The 17,738-nt window shown below is 63.1% G+C and carries 19 protein-coding genes; 7 read left to right on the forward strand and 12 right to left on the reverse strand.

Features of this window, described 5'->3' with window-relative positions; translation table 11 throughout:
• Positions 1-3 precede the first annotated feature (3 nt).
• The 4 genes from CAF92_RS13375 to exbB all read right to left on the reverse strand — a co-directional run bounded on the left by CAF92_RS13375 (position 4) and on the right by exbB (position 3,144).
• Positions 4-930, reverse strand: coding sequence for a hydrogen peroxide-inducible genes activator (locus CAF92_RS13375; protein ID WP_051096444.1), 927 nt, complete (start codon positions 928-930; stop codon positions 4-6).
• 94 nt (positions 931-1,024) lie between these two features.
• Positions 1,025-1,756, reverse strand: coding sequence for an energy transducer TonB (locus tag CAF92_RS13380; protein ID WP_046613703.1), 732 nt, complete (start codon positions 1,754-1,756; stop codon positions 1,025-1,027).
• On the reverse strand, positions 1,753-2,181 hold the full coding sequence (gene exbD / locus CAF92_RS13385; RefSeq protein WP_013974803.1) for a TonB system transport protein ExbD: 429 nt from the start codon (positions 2,179-2,181) through the stop codon (positions 1,753-1,755). The genes CAF92_RS13380 and exbD overlap by 4 nt, the downstream gene beginning before the upstream one ends.
• 3 nt (positions 2,182-2,184) lie before the next feature.
• Positions 2,185-3,144 (reverse strand): tonB-system energizer ExbB, encoded by a 960-nt coding sequence (exbB, locus tag CAF92_RS13390; protein WP_085601102.1) that lies wholly within the window; start codon positions 3,142-3,144, stop codon positions 2,185-2,187.
• Between the two features lie 190 nt (positions 3,145-3,334).
• On the opposite strand from exbB, the gene CAF92_RS13395 reads away from it, so the two are divergent.
• Entirely contained in the window at positions 3,335-4,192 is an 858-nt protein-coding gene (locus CAF92_RS13395) for an SDR family oxidoreductase (RefSeq protein WP_085601103.1), read from the forward strand.
• 130 nt (positions 4,193-4,322) lie between these two features.
• On the opposite strand, the gene CAF92_RS13400 is transcribed toward CAF92_RS13395, so the two are convergent.
• The 5 genes from CAF92_RS13400 to CAF92_RS13420 form a co-directional block, all read right to left on the reverse strand.
• Positions 4,323-5,054, reverse strand: coding sequence for a hypothetical protein (locus CAF92_RS13400; protein ID WP_085601104.1), 732 nt, complete (start codon positions 5,052-5,054; stop codon positions 4,323-4,325).
• A 59-nt stretch (positions 5,055-5,113) separates the two neighbouring features.
• Positions 5,114-5,494 (reverse strand): RidA family protein, encoded by a 381-nt coding sequence (locus CAF92_RS13405; RefSeq protein ID WP_009684531.1) that lies wholly within the window; start codon positions 5,492-5,494, stop codon positions 5,114-5,116.
• Positions 5,495-5,517: 23 nt separating this feature from the next.
• On the reverse strand, positions 5,518-7,626 hold the full coding sequence (spoT, locus tag CAF92_RS13410) for a bifunctional GTP diphosphokinase/guanosine-3',5'-bis pyrophosphate 3'-pyrophosphohydrolase (protein ID WP_013974799.1): 2,109 nt from the start codon (positions 7,624-7,626) through the stop codon (positions 5,518-5,520).
• A 59-nt stretch (positions 7,627-7,685) separates the two neighbouring features.
• The gene (rpoZ, locus tag CAF92_RS13415) at positions 7,686-7,949 is read right to left on the reverse strand and encodes a DNA-directed RNA polymerase subunit omega (protein WP_003253383.1); all 264 of its coding nucleotides are present in this window, start codon (positions 7,947-7,949) and stop codon (positions 7,686-7,688) included.
• Between the two features lie 262 nt (positions 7,950-8,211).
• The gene (locus CAF92_RS13420; RefSeq protein ID WP_013974798.1) at positions 8,212-9,084 is read right to left on the reverse strand and encodes a LysR family transcriptional regulator; all 873 of its coding nucleotides are present in this window, start codon (positions 9,082-9,084) and stop codon (positions 8,212-8,214) included.
• A gap of 207 nt (positions 9,085-9,291) precedes the next feature.
• Between CAF92_RS13420 and CAF92_RS13425 the strand changes: the two genes are divergently transcribed.
• The 3 genes from CAF92_RS13425 to CAF92_RS13435 all read left to right on the forward strand — a co-directional run bounded on the left by CAF92_RS13425 (position 9,292) and on the right by CAF92_RS13435 (position 13,107).
• On the forward strand, positions 9,292-10,674 hold the full coding sequence (locus CAF92_RS13425; RefSeq protein WP_046613699.1) for a glutamine synthetase family protein: 1,383 nt from the start codon (positions 9,292-9,294) through the stop codon (positions 10,672-10,674).
• Positions 10,675-10,678: 4 nt separating this feature from the next.
• Positions 10,679-11,452 (forward strand): gamma-glutamyl-gamma-aminobutyrate hydrolase family protein, encoded by a 774-nt coding sequence (locus CAF92_RS13430; RefSeq protein WP_046613698.1) that lies wholly within the window; start codon positions 10,679-10,681, stop codon positions 11,450-11,452.
• Positions 11,453-11,565: 113 nt separating this feature from the next.
• Positions 11,566-13,107: an APC family permease gene (locus tag CAF92_RS13435; protein WP_013974795.1), complete on the forward strand. Its 1,542-nt coding sequence runs from the start codon at positions 11,566-11,568 to the stop codon at positions 13,105-13,107.
• Between the two features lie 123 nt (positions 13,108-13,230).
• Here the strand turns inward: CAF92_RS13435 and gmk are convergent, their stop codons facing one another.
• Positions 13,231-13,851 carry a guanylate kinase gene (gene gmk / locus CAF92_RS13440; RefSeq protein ID WP_085601105.1) on the reverse strand — a complete coding sequence of 207 codons (621 nt, stop codon included), beginning with the start codon at positions 13,849-13,851 and terminating at the stop codon, positions 13,231-13,233.
• A gap of 13 nt (positions 13,852-13,864) precedes the next feature.
• Positions 13,865-14,728 carry a YicC/YloC family endoribonuclease gene (locus tag CAF92_RS13445; RefSeq protein ID WP_085601106.1) on the reverse strand — a complete coding sequence of 288 codons (864 nt, stop codon included), beginning with the start codon at positions 14,726-14,728 and terminating at the stop codon, positions 13,865-13,867.
• 228 nt (positions 14,729-14,956) lie between these two features.
• On the opposite strand from CAF92_RS13445, the gene rph reads away from it, so the two are divergent.
• On the forward strand, positions 14,957-15,679 hold the full coding sequence (gene rph / locus CAF92_RS13450) for a ribonuclease PH (RefSeq protein WP_046613695.1): 723 nt from the start codon (positions 14,957-14,959) through the stop codon (positions 15,677-15,679).
• 22 nt (positions 15,680-15,701) lie between these two features.
• On the forward strand, positions 15,702-16,070 hold the full coding sequence (locus tag CAF92_RS13455; RefSeq protein WP_085601107.1) for a DUF4870 domain-containing protein: 369 nt from the start codon (positions 15,702-15,704) through the stop codon (positions 16,068-16,070).
• 116 nt (positions 16,071-16,186) lie between these two features.
• Here the strand turns inward: CAF92_RS13455 and CAF92_RS13460 are convergent, their stop codons facing one another.
• Positions 16,187-16,966, reverse strand: a complete 780-nt coding sequence (locus CAF92_RS13460; RefSeq protein WP_003253401.1) for an exodeoxyribonuclease III — start codon at positions 16,964-16,966, stop codon at positions 16,187-16,189.
• Between the two features lie 80 nt (positions 16,967-17,046).
• Here CAF92_RS13460 and pyrE point away from each other — a divergent pair, with 80 nt between their 5' ends.
• Entirely contained in the window at positions 17,047-17,688 is a 642-nt protein-coding gene (pyrE, locus tag CAF92_RS13465; protein ID WP_003253405.1) for an orotate phosphoribosyltransferase, read from the forward strand.
• The last annotated feature ends 50 nt before the right edge of the window (positions 17,689-17,738 follow it).

Below are 17,738 nucleotides of genomic sequence, written 5' to 3' on the forward strand. Positions count from 1 at the left end.
GACTCAGGCCGATTGTTCCGCAGGGGCTTTGGCGACCGAGCACAGGCGGATCGAGTCGGCGAGGATCTCGATGGCCTTCGGCCGCGGGAAGCTGGCGCGCCAGGCGATGGCCACGGTGCGGAATGGTGCCGGTGCAGTCAGTGGGCGGACCTCGATGACGCCGGGGGCATAGTGGTGGCTGTGCACCGCCGACAGCGGCAAAATCGACACGCCCAGGCCCGAGGCCACCATGTGGCGGATGGTTTCCAGCGAGCTGGACTCCACCGTGGTGTGCTTGGAGCCTTCACCGCCCTTGTTCAGCGTAGGGCAGGCTTCCAGTACCTGGTCGCGGAAGCAGTGGCCTTCACCGAGCAGCAACAGGCTCTTGTCGTTGAGCATGGCGGTGTCGATGGTCTTTTTCGCGGTCCACGGGTGGTCGGCCGGCATCAGGGCGCAGAACGGTTCATCGTAAAGCGGCAAGGTGAGCACGTCGGCTTCGTTGAACGGCAGGGCTATGATCACCGCGTCCAGTTCGCCGTTGCGCAGTTTTTCGCGCAGTACGTGGGTGAAGTTCTCTTCGATGTACAGCGGCATTTGCGGCGCCACGCGGTGCAGCTGCGGGATCAGGTGCGGGAACAGGTACGGGCCGACGGTGTAGATGGCACCGACCTTGAGCGGGGCAGTCAGCTGGTTCTTGCCGGCCTGGGCCAGCTCGCGAATACCTTGGGCCTGCTCCAGTACCTTTTGCGCCTGGGCGACGATGCTTTCGCCGACCGGGGTCAGGCGGACCGCGCTCTTGCTGCGCTCGAAGATCAGCACGCCAAGCTCATCCTCGAGCTTCTTCACACCGACCGACAGGGTCGGCTGGCTCACGTGACAGCGTTCGGCGGCATGGCCGAAGTGCTGTTCCTGGGCGAGTGTGACGATGTAGCGTAATTCTGTGAGGGTCATAACGTGCGTCCATGAAGTTGCGAGCCCAGCATAGCGGCTGCAATCGATAGACGCACGTTATCAGACTTGCCGATTTGTGACAGAAACAAAAGTCTCAGCGGCGGTCCAGCGAGTAGACGAACGGTGCCACGACTTCGATCGTGCCATTGTTCAGCAACTCGGGTGGCGGCTTGGGTACCGTGCCGGCCCGACGGATCATTTCCAGGGTCGCCCGGTCCAGGGCGGCACTCCCCGACCCACCGGCCATGGAGTACGACACCACCTTGCCTTCGGCGTCGACCACGAAGCGCAGGCGGTTGATGCCCTGCAGGCCGCGACGGCGCGCGTCTTCCGGGTAACGCTTGTACTTGGCCAGGTGACGCAGCAGGTCGCTCTGCCAGGTCGGCAGGGCGTTGCTGTTGGACGCAATGCTCGGCGCCGGTGCCGCGGACTTCTGCGGCGGCGTGTTGCTGGGCGGTGCGTCTACCGTTTGTTCGGTCGGCGGTGCTTCCTTCGGCGGCTCAGGCTTTTTCTCGGGCTTGGGCGGTTGTGGCTTGGCCTTCGGCTTGGGCGGCTTGGGAATGGCGATCTTGGGCTTTGGTGCCTCGGCCAGCTTCGGCAGCGGCGGTTCCTCGACCGGTGCCGGTGGCTGCGGCGCCGCTTTAGGGGGCGGTGGTGGCGCAGGCTCCGGCAACGGCGCCAGCTCGACCATCATGGCTGCCGGTGGCAGTTCGATGGCTTGGGGCACCGACCAGTTGAGCGTCAGCAGCACGGCGATCACGTGCACGCCCAGCACGATCGCCAGGCTGCCACCGTAGCGCGCCATGTTAGAGCGCGTTCTTGTCATTTCTTGGCTGCCGTCTCGAGACCTACCAGACCGACCTTCAGGTAGCCGGCCGCGCGCATGTTGTTCATCACTTCCATCAGGTCACCGTAATCCACGCCTTTGTCAGCCTGGAAGAAGATGGTTGTTTCCTTGTCGCCCTTGGTCTTGGCATCGAGCATCGGGCCAAGCTGGTCGGGGGCAGGGACCTGATCGTCGCCGACGTACAGCTTCTGGTCGGCCTTGACGCTGACGAACACCGGTTTTTCGGGCCTCGGCGCCGGCTTGGCAGTCGAGGCCGGCAGGTCGACCTTGATGTCGACCGTGGCCAACGGGGCTGCGACCATGAAGATGATCAGCAGCACCAGCATCACGTCGATGAACGGCGTAACGTTGATTTCGTGGTTTTCGGCGAGGTCGTCGCCACCTTCGTTGAGATGCAGGCCCATGGCTTACCCCACTTTCACCATGTGCGGGGCAACACGCTCGCTGCCTTGGTGGTCCAGGTCACGGCTGACCAGCAGCAGTACCTGGGCGGAGGCGTCGGACACCTGGGCCTTGTAGCCGGCGATAGAGCGGGCGAAGACGTTGTAGATGACCACGGCCGGGATTGCGGCGACCAGGCCCAGGGCGGTGGCCAGCAGGGCCTCGGCGATACCTGGGGCAACCACGGCCAGGTTGGTGGTCTGGGTCTTGGCGATGCCGATGAAGCTGTTCATGATGCCCCATACGGTACCGAACAAGCCGACGAATGGTGCAGTGGAGCCGATGGTGGCGAGTACGCCGGTGCCGCTGCTCATGGTGCGGCCGCTAGCGTGTACCAGGCGCTCCAGGCGGAAGCTGACGCGCTCCTTGATGCCTTCTTTTTCGCGGGCATTGGCCGACAGGCGCATCTCTTCGAGCGCGTCGTGGACCAGGGTGTGAGCCAGGGTGCCTTCCTTGTTGGAAACGTCGCTGGCTTCCTTGAGGCTGGCGGATTTCTTCAGCAGGGCAATTTCACCACGCAGGCGACGCTTGGCGCCCATCAGCTCGAAGCCTTTGGCAATCCAGATGGTCCAGGTGATGATGGAGGCGATGGCCAGGCCGATCATCACCGCCTTCACCACCACGTCGGCGTTCTTGTACATGCCCCATGGGGACAGGTCGTGGGCCATGCCCAGCGAGGTGTCTTCAACCAGGGCTTCGACGCTCGGGTCTGCTGCGGCCGGGGCAGCAACTGCGTCGGCAGCCGGTGCTGCGGCTGGGGCAACGGCCGGTGCAGCTGGTGCAGTAGCGGCAGCAGGCGTGGCAGCATTGGCGGTTGGCTCATCGGCCATGGCCACCGGGGCCAGCACCAGGCTGAGCGTCAGCGCGGCGATGGCGCGCCAGGCGCGCGACGGGGTTGGCGAAGCGGAAGGTTGAGTACGTGTCATGCTGGCCGGACCTGATGAAGAATGAAGTGAGCGTTCTCCAAGGCCTCGAGGTAGGCCGAGAACAATTTGGCGGCCATTATTGCAAGTAATTCTTGTTAACAAAAGTAATCTTGTTGCTTTTTTCGCCTATGGTCTAGCCATCCATCGTGTAGCGTGGTCGGCCTGATCAATTGGTCTAGGGAGTTTAGAGATGTCAGACCATTCCGTGATGGTGGTGGGATGTGGTGATGTAGGCGGGCGCCTTGCCCGGCAGATGCTTGCGCGCGGCTGGCAGGTGAGCGGCCTGCGTCGCTCGGTCGGGCAGTTGCCTGCGGGAGTCGTGCCGGTGGCGGCGGACTTGTCCGAACCATCGATTCCTGACGCCTGGCCGCAGCGCGCGCCGGACTACCTGGTGTACTGCGTGGCGGCTAGCCAGCACGACGAGGCGGGTTACCAGGCAGCCTATGTCGACGGTTTGCGCCATGTGCTGGACTGGCTGGCCGAGCGCGGCCAACGCCCACGGCGCCTGCTGTTCGTGTCCAGCAGCAGCGTGTATGCACAGAAGGAAGGCGAGTGGATCGAGGAAGGCGCGGCCACCGAGCCTGAAGGATATTCCGGGCGATTGATGCTGAAGGCAGAGCGGTTGGCACTGGCCAGCGGCATCCCGGCCAGCGTGGTGCGCCTGACCGGCATCTATGGTCCCGGACGCGAGTGGCTGCTCAGTCAGGTGCGCCAGGGCTACCGCGTGGCCGAGGAGCCACCGCTGTATGGCAACCGCATCCATGCCGAGGATGCTGCAAGCCTGTTGGCGTTTCTGTTGCAGGCAGATGCCGACGGCAAGGTGCTTGAGGACTGTTACATCGGTGTCGACGACGACCCGGCGCCGCTGGCCGATGTGGTGGCCTGGCTGCGGGCGTACATGGGTGTAACCGAGTGGTCGGATGAGCAGCGAGTGCGGCGTACCGGTAGCAAGCGCTGCAGCAATGCCCGAGCGCGGGCGTTGGGTTGGGCGCCGATGTATCCGAGTTACAAGGAAGGCTATGCGGCGATCCTGAAAGGCGGGTGCTGAGTCTACTGTGCTCTTCGCGGGCAAACCTGCTCCCACAGGTGCACCGTTGGTTTCAAGCCTGGCGGTGTACCTGTGGGAGCGGGTTTACCCGCGAAGAGACCAGTGTGTTCGACCACGATCTCAGCAGGTTTCAGTCCTGTTCCAGCAGCCACTGGCGTTTACCGGCTGCCAACACTGGCATTTCATCCGGTTGCGCGCTGTTCACCGCCTGGAAGATCTCCAGCTTGTCGCCATCGCGCTTGAGGATGAACGGCGCGCCACGTTGGTTCCGCTCCAGCCACAGGCTGTCATTGCTGCCACCCATGGTCGCGCAGTCGCCCGCCAGGCACAGGGCGAAACGATCTGGCCCTGGCAGGCCGGTGACATTGCCGGTGTCGCCGAAGCGCACGCTGGCACCTTTTCCCTGCCCTTCGACGATCTTCCAGTTGCCGCCCAGGTAGGCCTGGTACAGTGCTTTCTCGAAGCTACCGCCTAGTGGTGCATTTGCTGCAGGTGGAGATTTGACGCGCACGAAAGTCTGTTCACCAAAGGTGCGGTTTGCCACTTTCAATTCGTCGCCACGCAGCGTCAATCGGGCAGGTTCTTCACCTTCGGTACTAACCTGCCACTGGTCCTCATTGAGGATCAGCTGACCATCCACGCCTTCGAAGCCGTTACTGAAGCTCGCTTTCTGGTTTGCAACGTCCAGTTTCCATTCGAGTTCAATGCCGTGTTTGTTCAGGGTTTGAGTAACGCGGCCGCTTTCGACCACCTCATCGATGGCTTTCTGGTTGATCCAGGTGCCGTTCAGGTCTTCAGGTTTGTGGCTGGCGCAGCCGCCCAGAAGCAGGGCTGCCAGCACGATGGGCAGTGCTTGACGCATGACGGGGTAACCTTGCAGAGAAGGAAAGGTGACGGGCAGGGCACCCGTCACCGGAGGCATCACTCGATGACCAGGATGGCGTCCATTTCGACCTGGGCACCTTTCGGCAGCGCGGCAACGCCGATGGCGGCGCGGGCCGGGTAAGGCTGCTCGAAGTAGCGGCCCATCACCTCGTTGACCTTGGCGAAGTGGCTCAGGTCGGTGAGGAAGATGTTCAGCTTGACGATGTCCTTGAACGAACCGCCAGCGGCTTCAGCCACGGCCTTGAGGTTCTCGAACACCTGTACGGTCTGGGCTTCGAAGCCTTCGACCAGTTCCATGGTCTTCGGGTCCAGCGGGATCTGGCCCGACATGTACACGGTGTTGCCGGCCTTGATCGCCTGCGAGTAGGTGCCGATGGCGGCAGGGGCCTTGTCGCTGTTGATGACGGTCTTGCTCATGATGACTCCTTGCGGTTGGCGGACTACGTACGCATGCGGGTGATGCGGACCACACCGGTCAGGGTACGCAGCTTCTTGATCACACGCGCCAGGTGCACGCGGTCGTGCACGCTGACCACCAGTTGGACCACGCTGATACGGCCGTCGCGTTCGTCCATGCTGATCTTCTCGATGTTGCCGTCGGCGGCGTTGACACTGCTGGCCAGCAGGGCAATCAGGCCGCGCTGGTGTTCCAGTTCGACGCGCAACTCGACATTGAATTCACCGGTGATGTCCTTGGCCCAGGAGAGCTGTACGCACTTCTCCGGGTTGTGGCGGATTTCACTGATGTTGCGGCAGTTTTCCAGGTGCACGACCATACCCTTGCCTGCCGACAGGTGGCCGACGATCGGGTCGCCCGGGATCGGCGTGCAGCACTTGGCGTAGCTCAGCACCAAGCCTTCGGTGCCACGGATCGCCAGCGGGCCTTCCGGTGCCGGGAGCTGCTCGCCTTCGGCCGACAGCAGGCGGCGCGCTACCACGTAGGCCATGCGGTTGCCCAGGCCGATGTCTTCGAGCAGGTCTTCGATAAGCTCCAGGCGGTACTCGGCGAGAATCGCCTGTATACGCTCCTGGGGGATCATCTCCAGGCTGCTGTCGAAGCCGGTGAGCACCTTGTTCAGCAGGCGTTCGCCCAGGCTGATGGACTCGGAGCGGCGCTGTTGCTTGAGCGCGTGGCGGATGTGCGTGCGCGCCTTGCCGGTAACCACGAAGTTGAGCCAGGCCGGGTTCGGCCGCGCGCCCGGGGCGCTTACGATTTCCACCGTCGAGCCGCTTTGCAGCGGTTCGGACAGCGGCGCCAGGCGGCGGTTGATGCGGCAGGCGATGCAGCTGTTGCCGACGTCGGTGTGCACCGCGTAGGCGAAGTCGACCGCCGTGGAGCCTTTGGGCAGCTCCATGATGCGGCCTTTGGGCGTGAACACGTAGACCTCGTCCGGGAACAGGTCGATCTTCACGCTTTCGATGAATTCCAGCGAGTTGCCGGCACGTTGCTGCAGTTCGAGGATGCCCTTGACCCACTGACGGGCACGGGCGTGGCTGCCCTTGGGCTGCTCGTCGTCGTTGGATTTGTACAGCCAGTGCGCGGCGATGCCGTTGTTGGCCATCTCTTCCATCTCGCGGGTGCGGATCTGGATTTCGATGGGCACGCCGTGCATGCCGAACAGTGTGGTGTGCAACGACTGGTAGCCGTTGGCCTTGGGGATCGCGATGTAATCCTTGAAGCGACCGGGCAGCGGCTTGTACAGGTTGTGCACCGCGCCGAGCACGCGGTAACAGGTGTCGACTTTGTCGACGACGATGCGGAACGCGTACACGTCCATGATTTCGTTGAAGGCGCGGCGCTTGCCGCGCATCTTCTTGTAGATGCCATAGAGGTGTTTTTGCCGGCCGCTGACCTCGCCCTCGATGCCGTCGGCGGCCAGGCAGTTGGCCAGCGAATGCTCGATCTTGGCGACGATCTCCTTGCGGTTGCCGCGAGCGCTTTTCACCGCGCGGTGGATCAGCGACGAACGCATCGGGTGCATGGCCTTGAAGCCGAGGTCCTCGAATTCCACGCGCACGGTGTGCATGCCCAGGCGGTTGGCAATGGGGGCGTAGATCTCGAGGGTTTCCTTGGCGATGCGCCGGCGTTTTTCGCCGGACAGCACTTCCAAGGTGCGCATGTTGTGCAGGCGGTCGGCCAGCTTGACCAAGATCACGCGGATATCGCGGGCCATGGCCATGGCCATCTTCTGGAAGTTTTCGGCCTGCGCCTCGGCCTTCGTCTCGAAGTTCATCTGGGTCAGCTTGCTGACCCCATCGACCAGTTCGGCCACGGTCTCGCCAAACTGCTGGCTGAGGGCTTCCTTGGCGATGCCGGTATCTTCGATCACGTCGTGCAGCATGGCCGCCATCAGGCTCTGATGGTCCATGTGCATGTCAGCGAGGATGCTGGCCACGGCCAGCGGGTGGGTCACGTAGGGTTCGCCACTGCGGCGGCGCTGCCCATCGTGGGCCTGTTCGGCGTAGAAATAGGCGCGCCGGACCAGGTTGACCTGTTCGGGGCCAAGGTAGGTCGACAGCCGTTCGGCCAAGGCTTCTATACCCGGCATGGGTTCACCTCCTGCCGAGGAAGAGGGCCTTGCGCCGTGCGACGTCGACCTGGCATCAATCAGACAGCCTCGTTGTTCTCGTCCTCGAACGCGGCGAACACCGGATCCTCGGTGACGATCTCTTCAGCGGCGATGAACTCGTTGGTGACGATGCCTTCGGCGATTTCACGCAGGGCAACAACGGTCGGCTTGTCGTTTTCCCACGCAACGCGTGGCTCTTTGCCGCCGGTCGCCAGCTGGCGAGCGCGCTTGGTCGAGAGCATGACCAGCTCAAAGCGGTTATCCACGTGTTCCAGGCAGTCTTCAACAGTTACGCGGGCCATGGTCTTCCTCAGTAGCAATTGCGGTGGGCGTGCAGCCCAATAATGGGCAGGCGGACTCGATAGTTTAAAAAATCACCAGCCAATAGGGAAGCGCTGTTTTGTCGGGTGGTCACCTTCAAGCCCTGTGTTGCCTTCTTCGCGGCTGAAGCCGCTCCCACAGGGGCCGCATTGTCCTCAGGCTCATCACCGCACCCAGTGGGAGCGGCGTCAGCCGCGAAAGGGCCGGAACAGACACCCTCGATACCTGAGCCCGACGATAACCTCAGAGCATCGCGTCACGCAACCGCGGGGTCAGCTCCTCGAACAGGGTCTGCACCGAGCGTAACGCCCGGCAGTCCGGCCGGGTCAGCAGCCACAGCTGGGTGTCGCAACCCGGCAGCGGTCCGCTCAGCGCATCCACCCCGGGCAGCGCGTGCACCATGTAGTCTGGCAACGCTGCCACGCCGAGCCCGGCCGTGACCAGCTGGGCGATGGTCGACATGCCGCTGCACTGGTAACGCGGGCTCAAGCCCGGGTGCTGCTGGTTGCGCCAGACCACCGTGGGGTGGTCCTGCATCGAGTCGTCGGGGGCGATCCACGGTACGCTGGCAGGTGACTCGGCCAGGCGCTCACGCCACTGCGGCTGGCCGCAGACCACGTAAGAGGTGGACCCCAGGTTGCGGCCCACCAGGTGCTCCGGCGGCGTGTTGGTCAGGCGCAGGGCAATGTCAGCATCGCGCCGGCTGAGGTTGGCGAAGGTATTGGAGGTGCCCATCTCCAGCGACAAGGCCGGGTAGTTCGGCATGAACTCGGCCAACGCCGGCAGCAGCAGGCTGTGCATCACCGCCTCGGTACAGGTCAGGCGCACGGTGCCGCTGACCACCTGCTCGCCACTGGTCATGGCGATGCGCGCCGCCTCCAGCGCCTGCTCGGCGCGCTCGGCCTGCTCGGCCAGGGCCTGGGCGGTGTCGGTCGGCAAGTAGCCCTTGCGGCTCTTGACGAACAAGGCGGTGCCCAGCGCCGATTCCAGCCGGCGGATCGAGCGGAACACCGTCGACACATCGACCTTGAGCAACTCGGCAGCCTTGGCCAGCGAGCGGCCACGTTCCAGGGCCAGGACCAGGGAGAGGTCGGCATGGGTAATCTGATATTGCATTGGTGCACGCTCTGCTTGCCGAATTGCCAATGTCTGTTGCGTTTTGGCCATTTTATAGTGAAACGGCCCCCGGGAATCAATGCGCCCGGTCGGGTAACCAATCCCCACGATGGGAAAGTGAAAAGAACAACAGCTGCAACCATCGTCGCCCGTGAGGCGCCAGCCGTATCCCCCACATCGCCGCAGCAAATCAAAGGATGTACAGCCATGACGTCGGTAACCCCGTGCGCCAGTTCTTCCAGCGAGATGAATGACTTCCTCCAGGCCCATCCGGACACGCAGTACGTCGACCTGCTGATCTCCGACATGAATGGCGTGGTACGTGGCAAGCGCATCGAGCGGGCCAGCCTGCACAAGGTGTACGAGAAGGGCATCAACCTGCCGGCATCGCTGTTCGCCCTGGACATCAACGGGTCCACCGTCGAGAGCACCGGCCTTGGCCTGGACATCGGCGATGCCGACCGCATCTGCTTCCCGATCCCCGGCACGCTGTCGGACGAGCCGTGGCAGAAGCGCCCCACAGCCCAGTTGCTGATGACCATGCACGAACTGGATGGCCAGCCGTTCTTCGCCGACCCGCGCGAAGTACTGCGCCAGGTGGTGAGCAAGTTCGATGACCTGGGTCTGGATATCTGCGCCGCGTTCGAGCTGGAGTTCTACCTGATCGACCAGGACAATCTCAACGGTCGCCCGCAGCCGCCGCGCTCGCCAATTTCCGGCAAGCGCCCGCAATCGACCCAGGTGTACCTGATCGACGACCTCGATGAATATGCCGACTGCCTGCAGGACATGCTCGAAGCGGCCAAGGAACAGGGTCTGCCCGCCGACGCCATCGTCAAGGAAAGCGCCCCGGCACAGTTCGAGGTCAACCTGCATCATGTGGCCGACCCACTGAAGGCCTGCGACTACGCGATCCTGCTCAAGCGCCTGATCAAGAACGTTGCCTACGACCATGAAATGGACACCACGTTCATGGCCAAGCCCTACCCGGGCCAGGCAGGCAATGGCCTGCACGTGCACATTTCGTTGCTGGACAAGAAAACCGGCAAGAACATCTTCGCCAGTGACGACCCGCTGCAAAGCGACGCGCTGCGCCATGCCATCGGTGGTGTGCTGGAGACCATGCCGGCGTCGATGGCCTTCCTCTGCCCGAACATCAATTCCTACCGCCGCTTCGGCGCGCAGTTCTACGTGCCCAATGCGCCAAGCTGGGGCCTGGACAACCGCACCGTGGCGGTGCGCGTGCCCACCGACAGTAGCGAAAACGTGCGCCTGGAGCACCGCGTGGCCGGTGCCGACGCCAACCCCTACCTGATGCTCGCGGCGATCCTCGCCGGTGTTCACCACGGCCTGACCAACCAGGTCGAGCCGCAGGCACCGATCGAAGGCAACTCCTACGAACAGCTGGAGCAGAGCCTGCCGAACAACCTGCGCGATGCCCTGCGCGCGCTGGACGACAGCGAAGTCCTCAACCAATACATCAGCCCGGACTACATCGATATCTTCGTGGCCTGCAAGGAAAGCGAACTGGCCGAGTTCGAAGTGTCGATTTCCGACCTCGAGTACAACTGGTACCTGCACACGGTGTAAGCCCATGAGCGCAAATGCGGTCCCCTTGATCGGTGTCAGCGCCTGCCGTCAGCAGGTGGGGAAGAACTCGTCGCACACGGTAGGCGACAAGTATGTCGAGGCGGCCGGCTTTGCCGGCTTGCCACTGATCTTGCCGGCCCGTGACGGGGGCAGCGACACGCAGGCGCTGCTGGCCCGTCTGCACGGCATTGTTTTTACCGGCTCACCTTCAAATATCGAACCGCATCATTACAATGGCGCCCCCAGCGCGGCGGGTACCCGGCATGATCTGGCACGCGATCGCCTGACCCTGCCGCTGTTGCAGGCGGCCATTGCCGCCGGTGTGCCGGTGTTCTGTATCTGCCGCGGCTACCAGGAATTGAACGTAGCCCTGGGCGGCAGCCTGCACCAGCGCGTGCAGGAACTGCCTGGCTACCTTGACCACCGTGAACCTGAGGACGCACCCCTGGAGGTGCAATACGGCCCTCGTCACCTTGTCGGCATAGAGCCTGGCGGGTTGTTCGAGCGCCTGGGCCTGGCGGCGCAGTTCGAGGTCAACTCGCTGCACAGCCAGGGCATCGACCGCCTGGCCCCAGGCCTGCGTGTCGAGGCACGGGCCCCGGATGGCCTGATCGAAGCGGTGTCCATGCCTGCGGCGCCAGGTTTTGTGCTCGGCGTGCAGTGGCACCCGGAGTGGCGATTTACCGAAAACCCGGTCTCGCTGCGCCTGTTCCAGGCGTTTCGCGAGGCCTGCATTGCTTACGCTACACGGGAGGGCGCACGGCAGGAGGCATTCTGACGTCACCCGAAGGTCTCGGATGACTTGTTCCCGGCAGCAAGCTTTCAATGAGTGAAAGCGGGCCTTGTACGCAAGGCCTGTGAAAACAATTCCAAAATTTACGGCAAATACTCATGAGCAATTACACAGAAGCCGGCCGCCCACCCGACGTGGCGGCCGACGCGGGCAACACCCAGCGCAGCAAGGGCCTGGCCACCGGCCGGCTGGGCTTGCTGGCCAGCGTGGTGCTGGGCATTTCCACCATCGCCCCGGTCTACACCCTTACCGGCGCCCTTGGCCCGACCGTGCGTGAAGTGGGCGCACACCTGCCGGCGGTGTTCATCGTCGGCTTTCTGCCGATGCTGCTGGTGGCCTTGGGCTACCGCGAACTGAACTCGGCGGAGCCGGATAGCGGTACTTCGTTTACCTGGTCGGCGCGTGCCTTCGGCCCGATGATCGGCTGGATCGGCGGCTGGGGCCTGGTGGTCGCCACCACCATCGTGTTGTCGAACCTGGCAGGGGTGGCGGTCGACTTCTTCTACCTGTTCCTTGGCCAGATCACCGGCAAGCACGAGCTGGCGGCCTTGGCCGACAACCTGCTCATCAACATAACCACCTGTTGCGTGTTCATCGCCCTGGCGGTGTGGATCTGCTGTCGCGGTATGACCACCACCATGACCGTGCAATACGGCCTGGTTGCCCTGCAGTTGCTGGTGCTGATCGGCTTTGCCTTTGCCGCTTTCGGCGAAACCACCGCGCCGCCACCGCTGGAATTCGATTTCGCCTGGTTCAACCCGTTCGGCGTCGAATCGTTCTCGGCCTTTGCCGCCGGGCTGTCGCTGTCGATCTTCATCTTCTGGGGCTGGGACGTCTGCCTGACTGTCAGCGAGGAGTCGGTCGGCAGTGACGAGGTACCGGGCAAGGCGGCCACCTGGACCGTGCTGCTTATCCTCGGCCTGTACCTGTTCACCGCCATTGCCACCCTGCAGTTTGCTGGTATCAGCGAACAAGGCCTGGGTCTGAACAACCCCCGCATTCAGGAAAACGTCTTCGCCCACCTGGCGGGCCCGGTCATGGGGCCGCTGGCGATCCTGATGTCCATCGCGGTGCTGGCCAGTACCGCAGCATCGCTGCAGTCTACCTTCGTGTCGCCGGCGCGCACTCTGCTGGCCATGGGTTACTACGGTGCGGTGCCGCAGAAGTTTGCCAGCGTCTGTCCTCGTTCGCAGACCCCGCGTTACGCCACTATCTGCGCTGGCGTGGCTGCGGGCCTGTTCTACGTGACCATGCGCACCCTGAGCGAGAATGTGTTGGCGGATACCATCACTGCACTGGGCATGATGATCTGCTTCTACTATTCGCTGACGGCCTTCGCCTGTGTCTGGTACTTCCGCCACAGCCTGTTCGACAGCTTGCGCCACTTCCTGATGCGCGGCCTGTGCCCGCTGGTGGGTGGGGTGATCTTGTCGGTGATCTTCGTGCGTACAGCCATCGACAGCGCCTCGCCGGACTTCGGCAGCGGCTCGCATGTGGGCGGGCTGGGGCTGGTGTTCGTGATCGCCGCGATCATCTCGGTGCTGGGGATCGTGCTGATGATGCTGTCGCGCCTGCGCGCGCCGGCGTACTTCCTGGGGGCTACTCTGCGTCAGCAGGCTACCTTGCCACTGCAGGAATAAGGCTGGGGGCGCTTCGCGCCCCTTTCGGGACACAAGGCCGCTCCTACAACAGCACGGCGTACGCCTTCCGATGTAGGAGCGGCCTTGTGTCGCGAAAGGGCCTCGAAGAGGCCCCGGCAATCTTCAGCCGATCATTTGCTTCAGCAATGCCGCATGACGCTGTTGCTGCTTCTTCAGCTGCAGGCGGTTCGAGCGGAACACTGCCTTCAAGTCTTCCAGCGCCACGTCGAAATCATCGTTGATGATCACGTAGTCATACTCGTCGTAGTGCACCATCTCGCTGACCGCTTCCTTCATGCGCCCGGCGATGATCTCTTCGCTGTCCTGCCCGCGGCCATCCAGGCGTTCGCGCAGGGCCTGCTGGCTTGGCGGCAGGATGAACACCGACAAAGCCTCGGGCATCAGCTTGCGTACCTGCTGGGCGCCTTGCCAGTCGATTTCCAGGATCAGGTCATTGCCCTGGTCGAGTACCTCTTGCAGCGCGCTGCGCGAAGTCCCGTAGAAGTTGCCGAACACTTCGGCGTGTTCGAGGAAGTCACCCTTGGCGATCAGCCCCTTGAAGTCGTCATGGCTGACGAAGTGGTAGTTCACGCCGTGCTGCTCGCCCGGGCGCATGGCGCGGGTGGTGTGCGAGACCGAGACGCTTACGCGCCTGTCGGCCTTGATCAGGGCGGTGACCAGGCTGGTCTTGCCGGCGCCCGAAGGGGCCGAAACGATATAGAGGGTGCCGCTGCTGTGGTTCATGGTCGGGGTGGCCTTACTCGATGTTCTGTACTTGTTCACGCATCTGTTCGATCAATACCTTCAGGTTGACCGCCGCTTGCGTGCTGCGTGGGTCGAAGGCCTTGGAGCCGAGGGTGTTGGCCTCGCGGTTGAGTTCCTGCATCAGGAAATCCAGGCGCCGGCCGGCAGCACCGCCACCCTTGAGCACCCGGCGCACTTCGGTGACGTGGGTGCTGAGGCGGTCGAGTTCCTCGGCCACGTCGCTCTTCTGGGCCAGCAATACCATCTCCTGCTCCAGGCGCTGTGGGTCGAGTTCGGCCTGCATGTCGCCGAAGCGGTCGAGGATCTTCTGCCGCTGAGCTGCCAGCATCTGCGGCACCAGGGCGCGCAGGGTGGTGACTTCGCTGGCCATGTTGTCCAGGCGTTCGTTGATCAGTCGGGCCAGTTCCTGGCCTTCACGCTGGCGCCCGGCCTTGAGCTCGGCCAGCGCTTGATCGAACAGCGCCATGGCTTCGGTATTCAGTGCCTGCGGGTCGCTGGCGTCGGCCACCAGCACGCCTGGCCACGACAGCACCTCCAGCGGGTTCAGTGGTGCCGGCTGCTTGATCAGGCCGGCCACTTCCTCGGCGGCGGCAACCAGCTGCGCGGCGCGCTCGCGGTCCACCTTCAGCGGTTTGCCGTTGCTGTCTTCGTTGAGGCGCAAGGTGCATTCCACCTTGCCCCGCGACAGGCCCTGGCGCAGGCCTTCGCGCACAGCGCCTTCGAGGTCGCGCAGGGCCTCGGGCAGGCGCAGGTGCGGCTCCAGGTAACGGTGGTTGACCGAACGCAGCTCCCAGACCAGGGTGCCTTGGCTGCCGGCGCGCTCGACACGAGCAAAAGCGGTCATGCTGTGCACCATGGGGAGTACCTCGCGTATATGAATGAACGGTGGGAGCCTCTCGGCTGCAAGGCGCAGGATTGTAGCGCAGTGGGGCCTTGGCGCCCAATCCACCCATGTTACCGACGGGGGGATTGGCCGGTAGGAAAAGGCGACGGGCTGTGGCGGGCGCGACAATAGGCATGTCTTCCCCGGGCCGTGGGCTCTATAATGCTCGGCAGATTCAAAGTCCCAGTACAGGTATCCCAGATGAAACGTCCAAGTGGTCGCGCCGCCGATCAGCTCCGCTCGATCCGCATCACCCGCAACTACACCAAGCACGCCGAAGGGTCGGTACTGGTCGAGTTCGGTGACACCAAGGTCATCTGCACGGTCAGCGTGGAAAACGGTGTGCCGCGCTTCCTCAAAGGCCAGGGCCAAGGCTGGCTGACCGCCGAATATGGCATGCTGCCGCGTTCCACCGGCGAGCGTAACCAGCGCGAAGCCAGCCGTGGCAAGCAGGGTGGCCGTACCCTGGAAATCCAGCGCCTGATCGGCCGTTCGCTGCGCGCCGCGCTGGACATGAGCAAGCTTGGTGACATCACCCTGTACGTCGACTGCGACGTGATCCAGGCCGATGGTGGCACCCGTACCGCGTCCATCACCGGTGCCATGGTCGCCCTGTGTGACGCACTGGCGGTGATCAAGAAGCGCGGTGGCCTGAAGGCTGGCAACCCGCTCAAGCACATGATCGCCGCAGTGTCGGTGGGCATGTACCAGGGCGAAGCGGTGCTCGACCTGGACTACCTGGAAGACTCCGCAGCTGAAACCGACCTGAACGTGGTCATGACCAGCGCCGGTGGCTTCATCGAAGTGCAGGGTACTGCCGAAGGTGCGCCGTTCCAGCCTGAAGACTTCAACGCCATGCTCGCCCTGGCACAGAAGGGCATGAACGAGATCTTCGAACTGCAGCAGGCGGCACTGGCCGACTGACCCAGCCATGGAGGTGCGGGGCATGAGCGAATCGAACCTGTCGATCACCCCGCCCAATGCCGAAGTCCGGCAGTGGGCGATGTTCTGCCACCTCTCCGCGCTGCTGGGCCTGGTGGTGCCGCTCGGGCACTTGCTGGGTCCGCTGGTACTGTGGCACCTCAAGCGCGAGCAAGACCCTTTCATCGACGCCCAGGGTAAAGAGGCGCTGAATTTTCAGATCAGCGTGACCATTGCCGGGTTTATCTGCTTCCTGCTGATGTTCGTGTTCATCGGGCTGATGCTGTTCGCCATGCTGATGGTGGCGGTGCTGGTGCTGATCATCATTGCCGCGGTGCGGGCCAATGAAGGCAAGCCGTATCGCTACCCGATGATCTGGCGGCCGATCAAATAATGCTGGGGCTGCTTTGCAGCCCTATCGCGACACAAGGCCGCTCCTACAGGGGAATGCGTAATCCTGTAGGAGCGGCCTTGTGTCGCGATGGGCCGCAAAGCGGCCCCAATCGGCTTTTAGATGGTCAACGTCCAGTCATAGTCGACAATCAGCGGCGCATGCTGGGAGAAGCGCGGCTGACGCGGCAGGCGGGCGTTGCGCACGAAGCGACGCAGGCCCGGGGTGAGGATCTGGTAGTCGAACCGGTAGCCCAGGTTGAGCATCTCGGCCTGCTCGTTGTCCGGCCACCAGCTGTACTGGTCGCCCTCACGGCTGACTTCGCGCAAGGCATCGACGTAACCCATCTCGCCAGTGATCGCGTCCATCCAGGCACGCTCCGGCGCCAGGAAGCCCGGCGACTGCTGGCTGTCACGCCAGTTCTTGATGTCGAGCTTCTGCTGCGCCACGTAGAACGAGCCGCAGTAGATGTATTCGCGACGTTTGCGACGCTGTTTGTCCAGGTACTTGGCGAAGTCGTCCATCAACTTGAACTTCTGGTTCAAGTCTTCGTCGCCGTTCATACCCGAAGGCAGCAGCAGGCTGGCAATACTGACTTTGTCGAAATCTGCTTGCAGGTAGCGCCCGTAGCGGTCGGCTGTCTCGAAGCCCAGGCCGGTGATGACTGCCTTGGGCTGCATGCGCGAATACAGGGCCACACCACCTTGGGCAGGCACCTCCGCGTCGCAGGCATAAAGGAAATAGCCATCGAGCTGGAAAGCTGGGTCATCGAGTTCAAAGGCCGAGGCGCGGGTATCCTGAAGGCAGATGACGTCGGCATTCTGGGCTTGCAGCCAGCTGAGCAAACCACGCTCGGCCGCAGCCTGAATGCCATTTACGTTCACACTGATGATCCGCATAAATGGCCCCAAAAATCTCGTGCGTGTATGATACCCGAGCTCAACCCATTTAGCTAAATCCGTGGTGTCCGGGACTATCCATGCAGCCGTATCAGCGCGACTTCATCCGTTTTGCCATCGATCGCGGGGTACTGCGTTTCGGTGAATTCACTCTGAAATCGGGGCGTACCAGCCCGTATTTCTTCAATGCCGGCCTGTTCAACACCGGTTCCGCCCTGGCCGAACTGGGCCGTTGCTATGCCGCAGCCATCGTCGACAGCAAGATCCCCTTCGACGTGTTGTTCGGCCCGGCCTACAAGGGTATCCCGCTGGCAGCGACTACTGCCGTGGCCCTTGCCGATCAGCATCAGCTCGATGTGCCATGGTGCTTCAACCGCAAGGAAGCCAAGGACCACGGTGAAGGTGGCAGCCTGGTCGGCGCACCGCTGGCCGGTGACGTGCTGATCATCGACGACGTGATCACTGCCGGTACCGCCATTCGTGAGGTCATGCAGATCATCAATGCCCAGCAGGCCAAGGCCGCTGGTGTGCTGATCGCGCTGAACCGCGAAGAGCGTGGCAATGGCGAGCTGTCGGCGATCCAGGAAGTGGAGCGTGACTTCGGTATTCCGGTGGTCAGCATCGTTTCTCTGACCCAGGTTCTGGAGTTCCTGGCCGATGACCCACAGCTGAAGCAGCATCTGCCAGCTGTCGAGGCTTACCGGGCGCAGTACGGTATCTGATCCAGGCCCGGAAATGAAAAAGGCGACCTTCGCATGAGGGTCGCCTTTTT

The organism is Pseudomonas sp. B10(2017) (assembly GCF_002113295.1).
GTDB classification, from domain to species: Bacteria; Pseudomonadota; Gammaproteobacteria; order Pseudomonadales; family Pseudomonadaceae; genus Aquipseudomonas; species Aquipseudomonas pudica.

What these genes read in the sequence shown, in the direction of transcription:
- CAF92_RS13460 (WP_003253401.1), bottom strand. Translation starts at nt 16,966, where the DNA reads ATGCGGATCATCAGTGTGAACGTAAATGGCATTCAGGCTGCGGCCGAG.
- exbD (WP_013974803.1), bottom strand. Translation starts at nt 2,181, where the DNA reads ATGGGCCTGCATCTCAACGAAGGTGGCGACGACCTCGCCGAAAACCAC.
- CAF92_RS13445 (WP_085601106.1), bottom strand. Translation starts at nt 14,728, where the DNA reads ATGGTGCACAGCATGACCGCTTTTGCTCGTGTCGAGCGCGCCGGCAGC.
- CAF92_RS13375 (WP_051096444.1), bottom strand. Translation starts at nt 930, where the DNA reads ATGACCCTCACAGAATTACGCTACATCGTCACACTCGCCCAGGAACAG.
- spoT (WP_013974799.1), bottom strand. Translation starts at nt 7,626, where the DNA reads ATGCCGGGTATAGAAGCCTTGGCCGAACGGCTGTCGACCTACCTTGGC.
- CAF92_RS13425 (WP_046613699.1), top strand. Translation starts at nt 9,292, where the DNA reads ATGACGTCGGTAACCCCGTGCGCCAGTTCTTCCAGCGAGATGAATGAC.
- CAF92_RS13380 (WP_046613703.1), bottom strand. Translation starts at nt 1,756, where the DNA reads ATGACAAGAACGCGCTCTAACATGGCGCGCTACGGTGGCAGCCTGGCG.
- CAF92_RS13430 (WP_046613698.1), top strand. Translation starts at nt 10,679, where the DNA reads ATGAGCGCAAATGCGGTCCCCTTGATCGGTGTCAGCGCCTGCCGTCAG.
- rph (WP_046613695.1), top strand. Translation starts at nt 14,957, where the DNA reads ATGAAACGTCCAAGTGGTCGCGCCGCCGATCAGCTCCGCTCGATCCGC.
- CAF92_RS13435 (WP_013974795.1), top strand. Translation starts at nt 11,566, where the DNA reads ATGAGCAATTACACAGAAGCCGGCCGCCCACCCGACGTGGCGGCCGAC.
- CAF92_RS13395 (WP_085601103.1), top strand. Translation starts at nt 3,335, where the DNA reads ATGTCAGACCATTCCGTGATGGTGGTGGGATGTGGTGATGTAGGCGGG.
- CAF92_RS13400 (WP_085601104.1), bottom strand. Translation starts at nt 5,054, where the DNA reads ATGCGTCAAGCACTGCCCATCGTGCTGGCAGCCCTGCTTCTGGGCGGC.
- pyrE (WP_003253405.1), top strand. Translation starts at nt 17,047, where the DNA reads ATGCAGCCGTATCAGCGCGACTTCATCCGTTTTGCCATCGATCGCGGG.
- rpoZ (WP_003253383.1), bottom strand. Translation starts at nt 7,949, where the DNA reads ATGGCCCGCGTAACTGTTGAAGACTGCCTGGAACACGTGGATAACCGC.
- exbB (WP_085601102.1), bottom strand. Translation starts at nt 3,144, where the DNA reads ATGACACGTACTCAACCTTCCGCTTCGCCAACCCCGTCGCGCGCCTGG.
- CAF92_RS13455 (WP_085601107.1), top strand. Translation starts at nt 15,702, where the DNA reads ATGAGCGAATCGAACCTGTCGATCACCCCGCCCAATGCCGAAGTCCGG.
- CAF92_RS13405 (WP_009684531.1), bottom strand. Translation starts at nt 5,494, where the DNA reads ATGAGCAAGACCGTCATCAACAGCGACAAGGCCCCTGCCGCCATCGGC.
- CAF92_RS13420 (WP_013974798.1), bottom strand. Translation starts at nt 9,084, where the DNA reads ATGCAATATCAGATTACCCATGCCGACCTCTCCCTGGTCCTGGCCCTG.
- gmk (WP_085601105.1), bottom strand. Translation starts at nt 13,851, where the DNA reads ATGAACCACAGCAGCGGCACCCTCTATATCGTTTCGGCCCCTTCGGGC.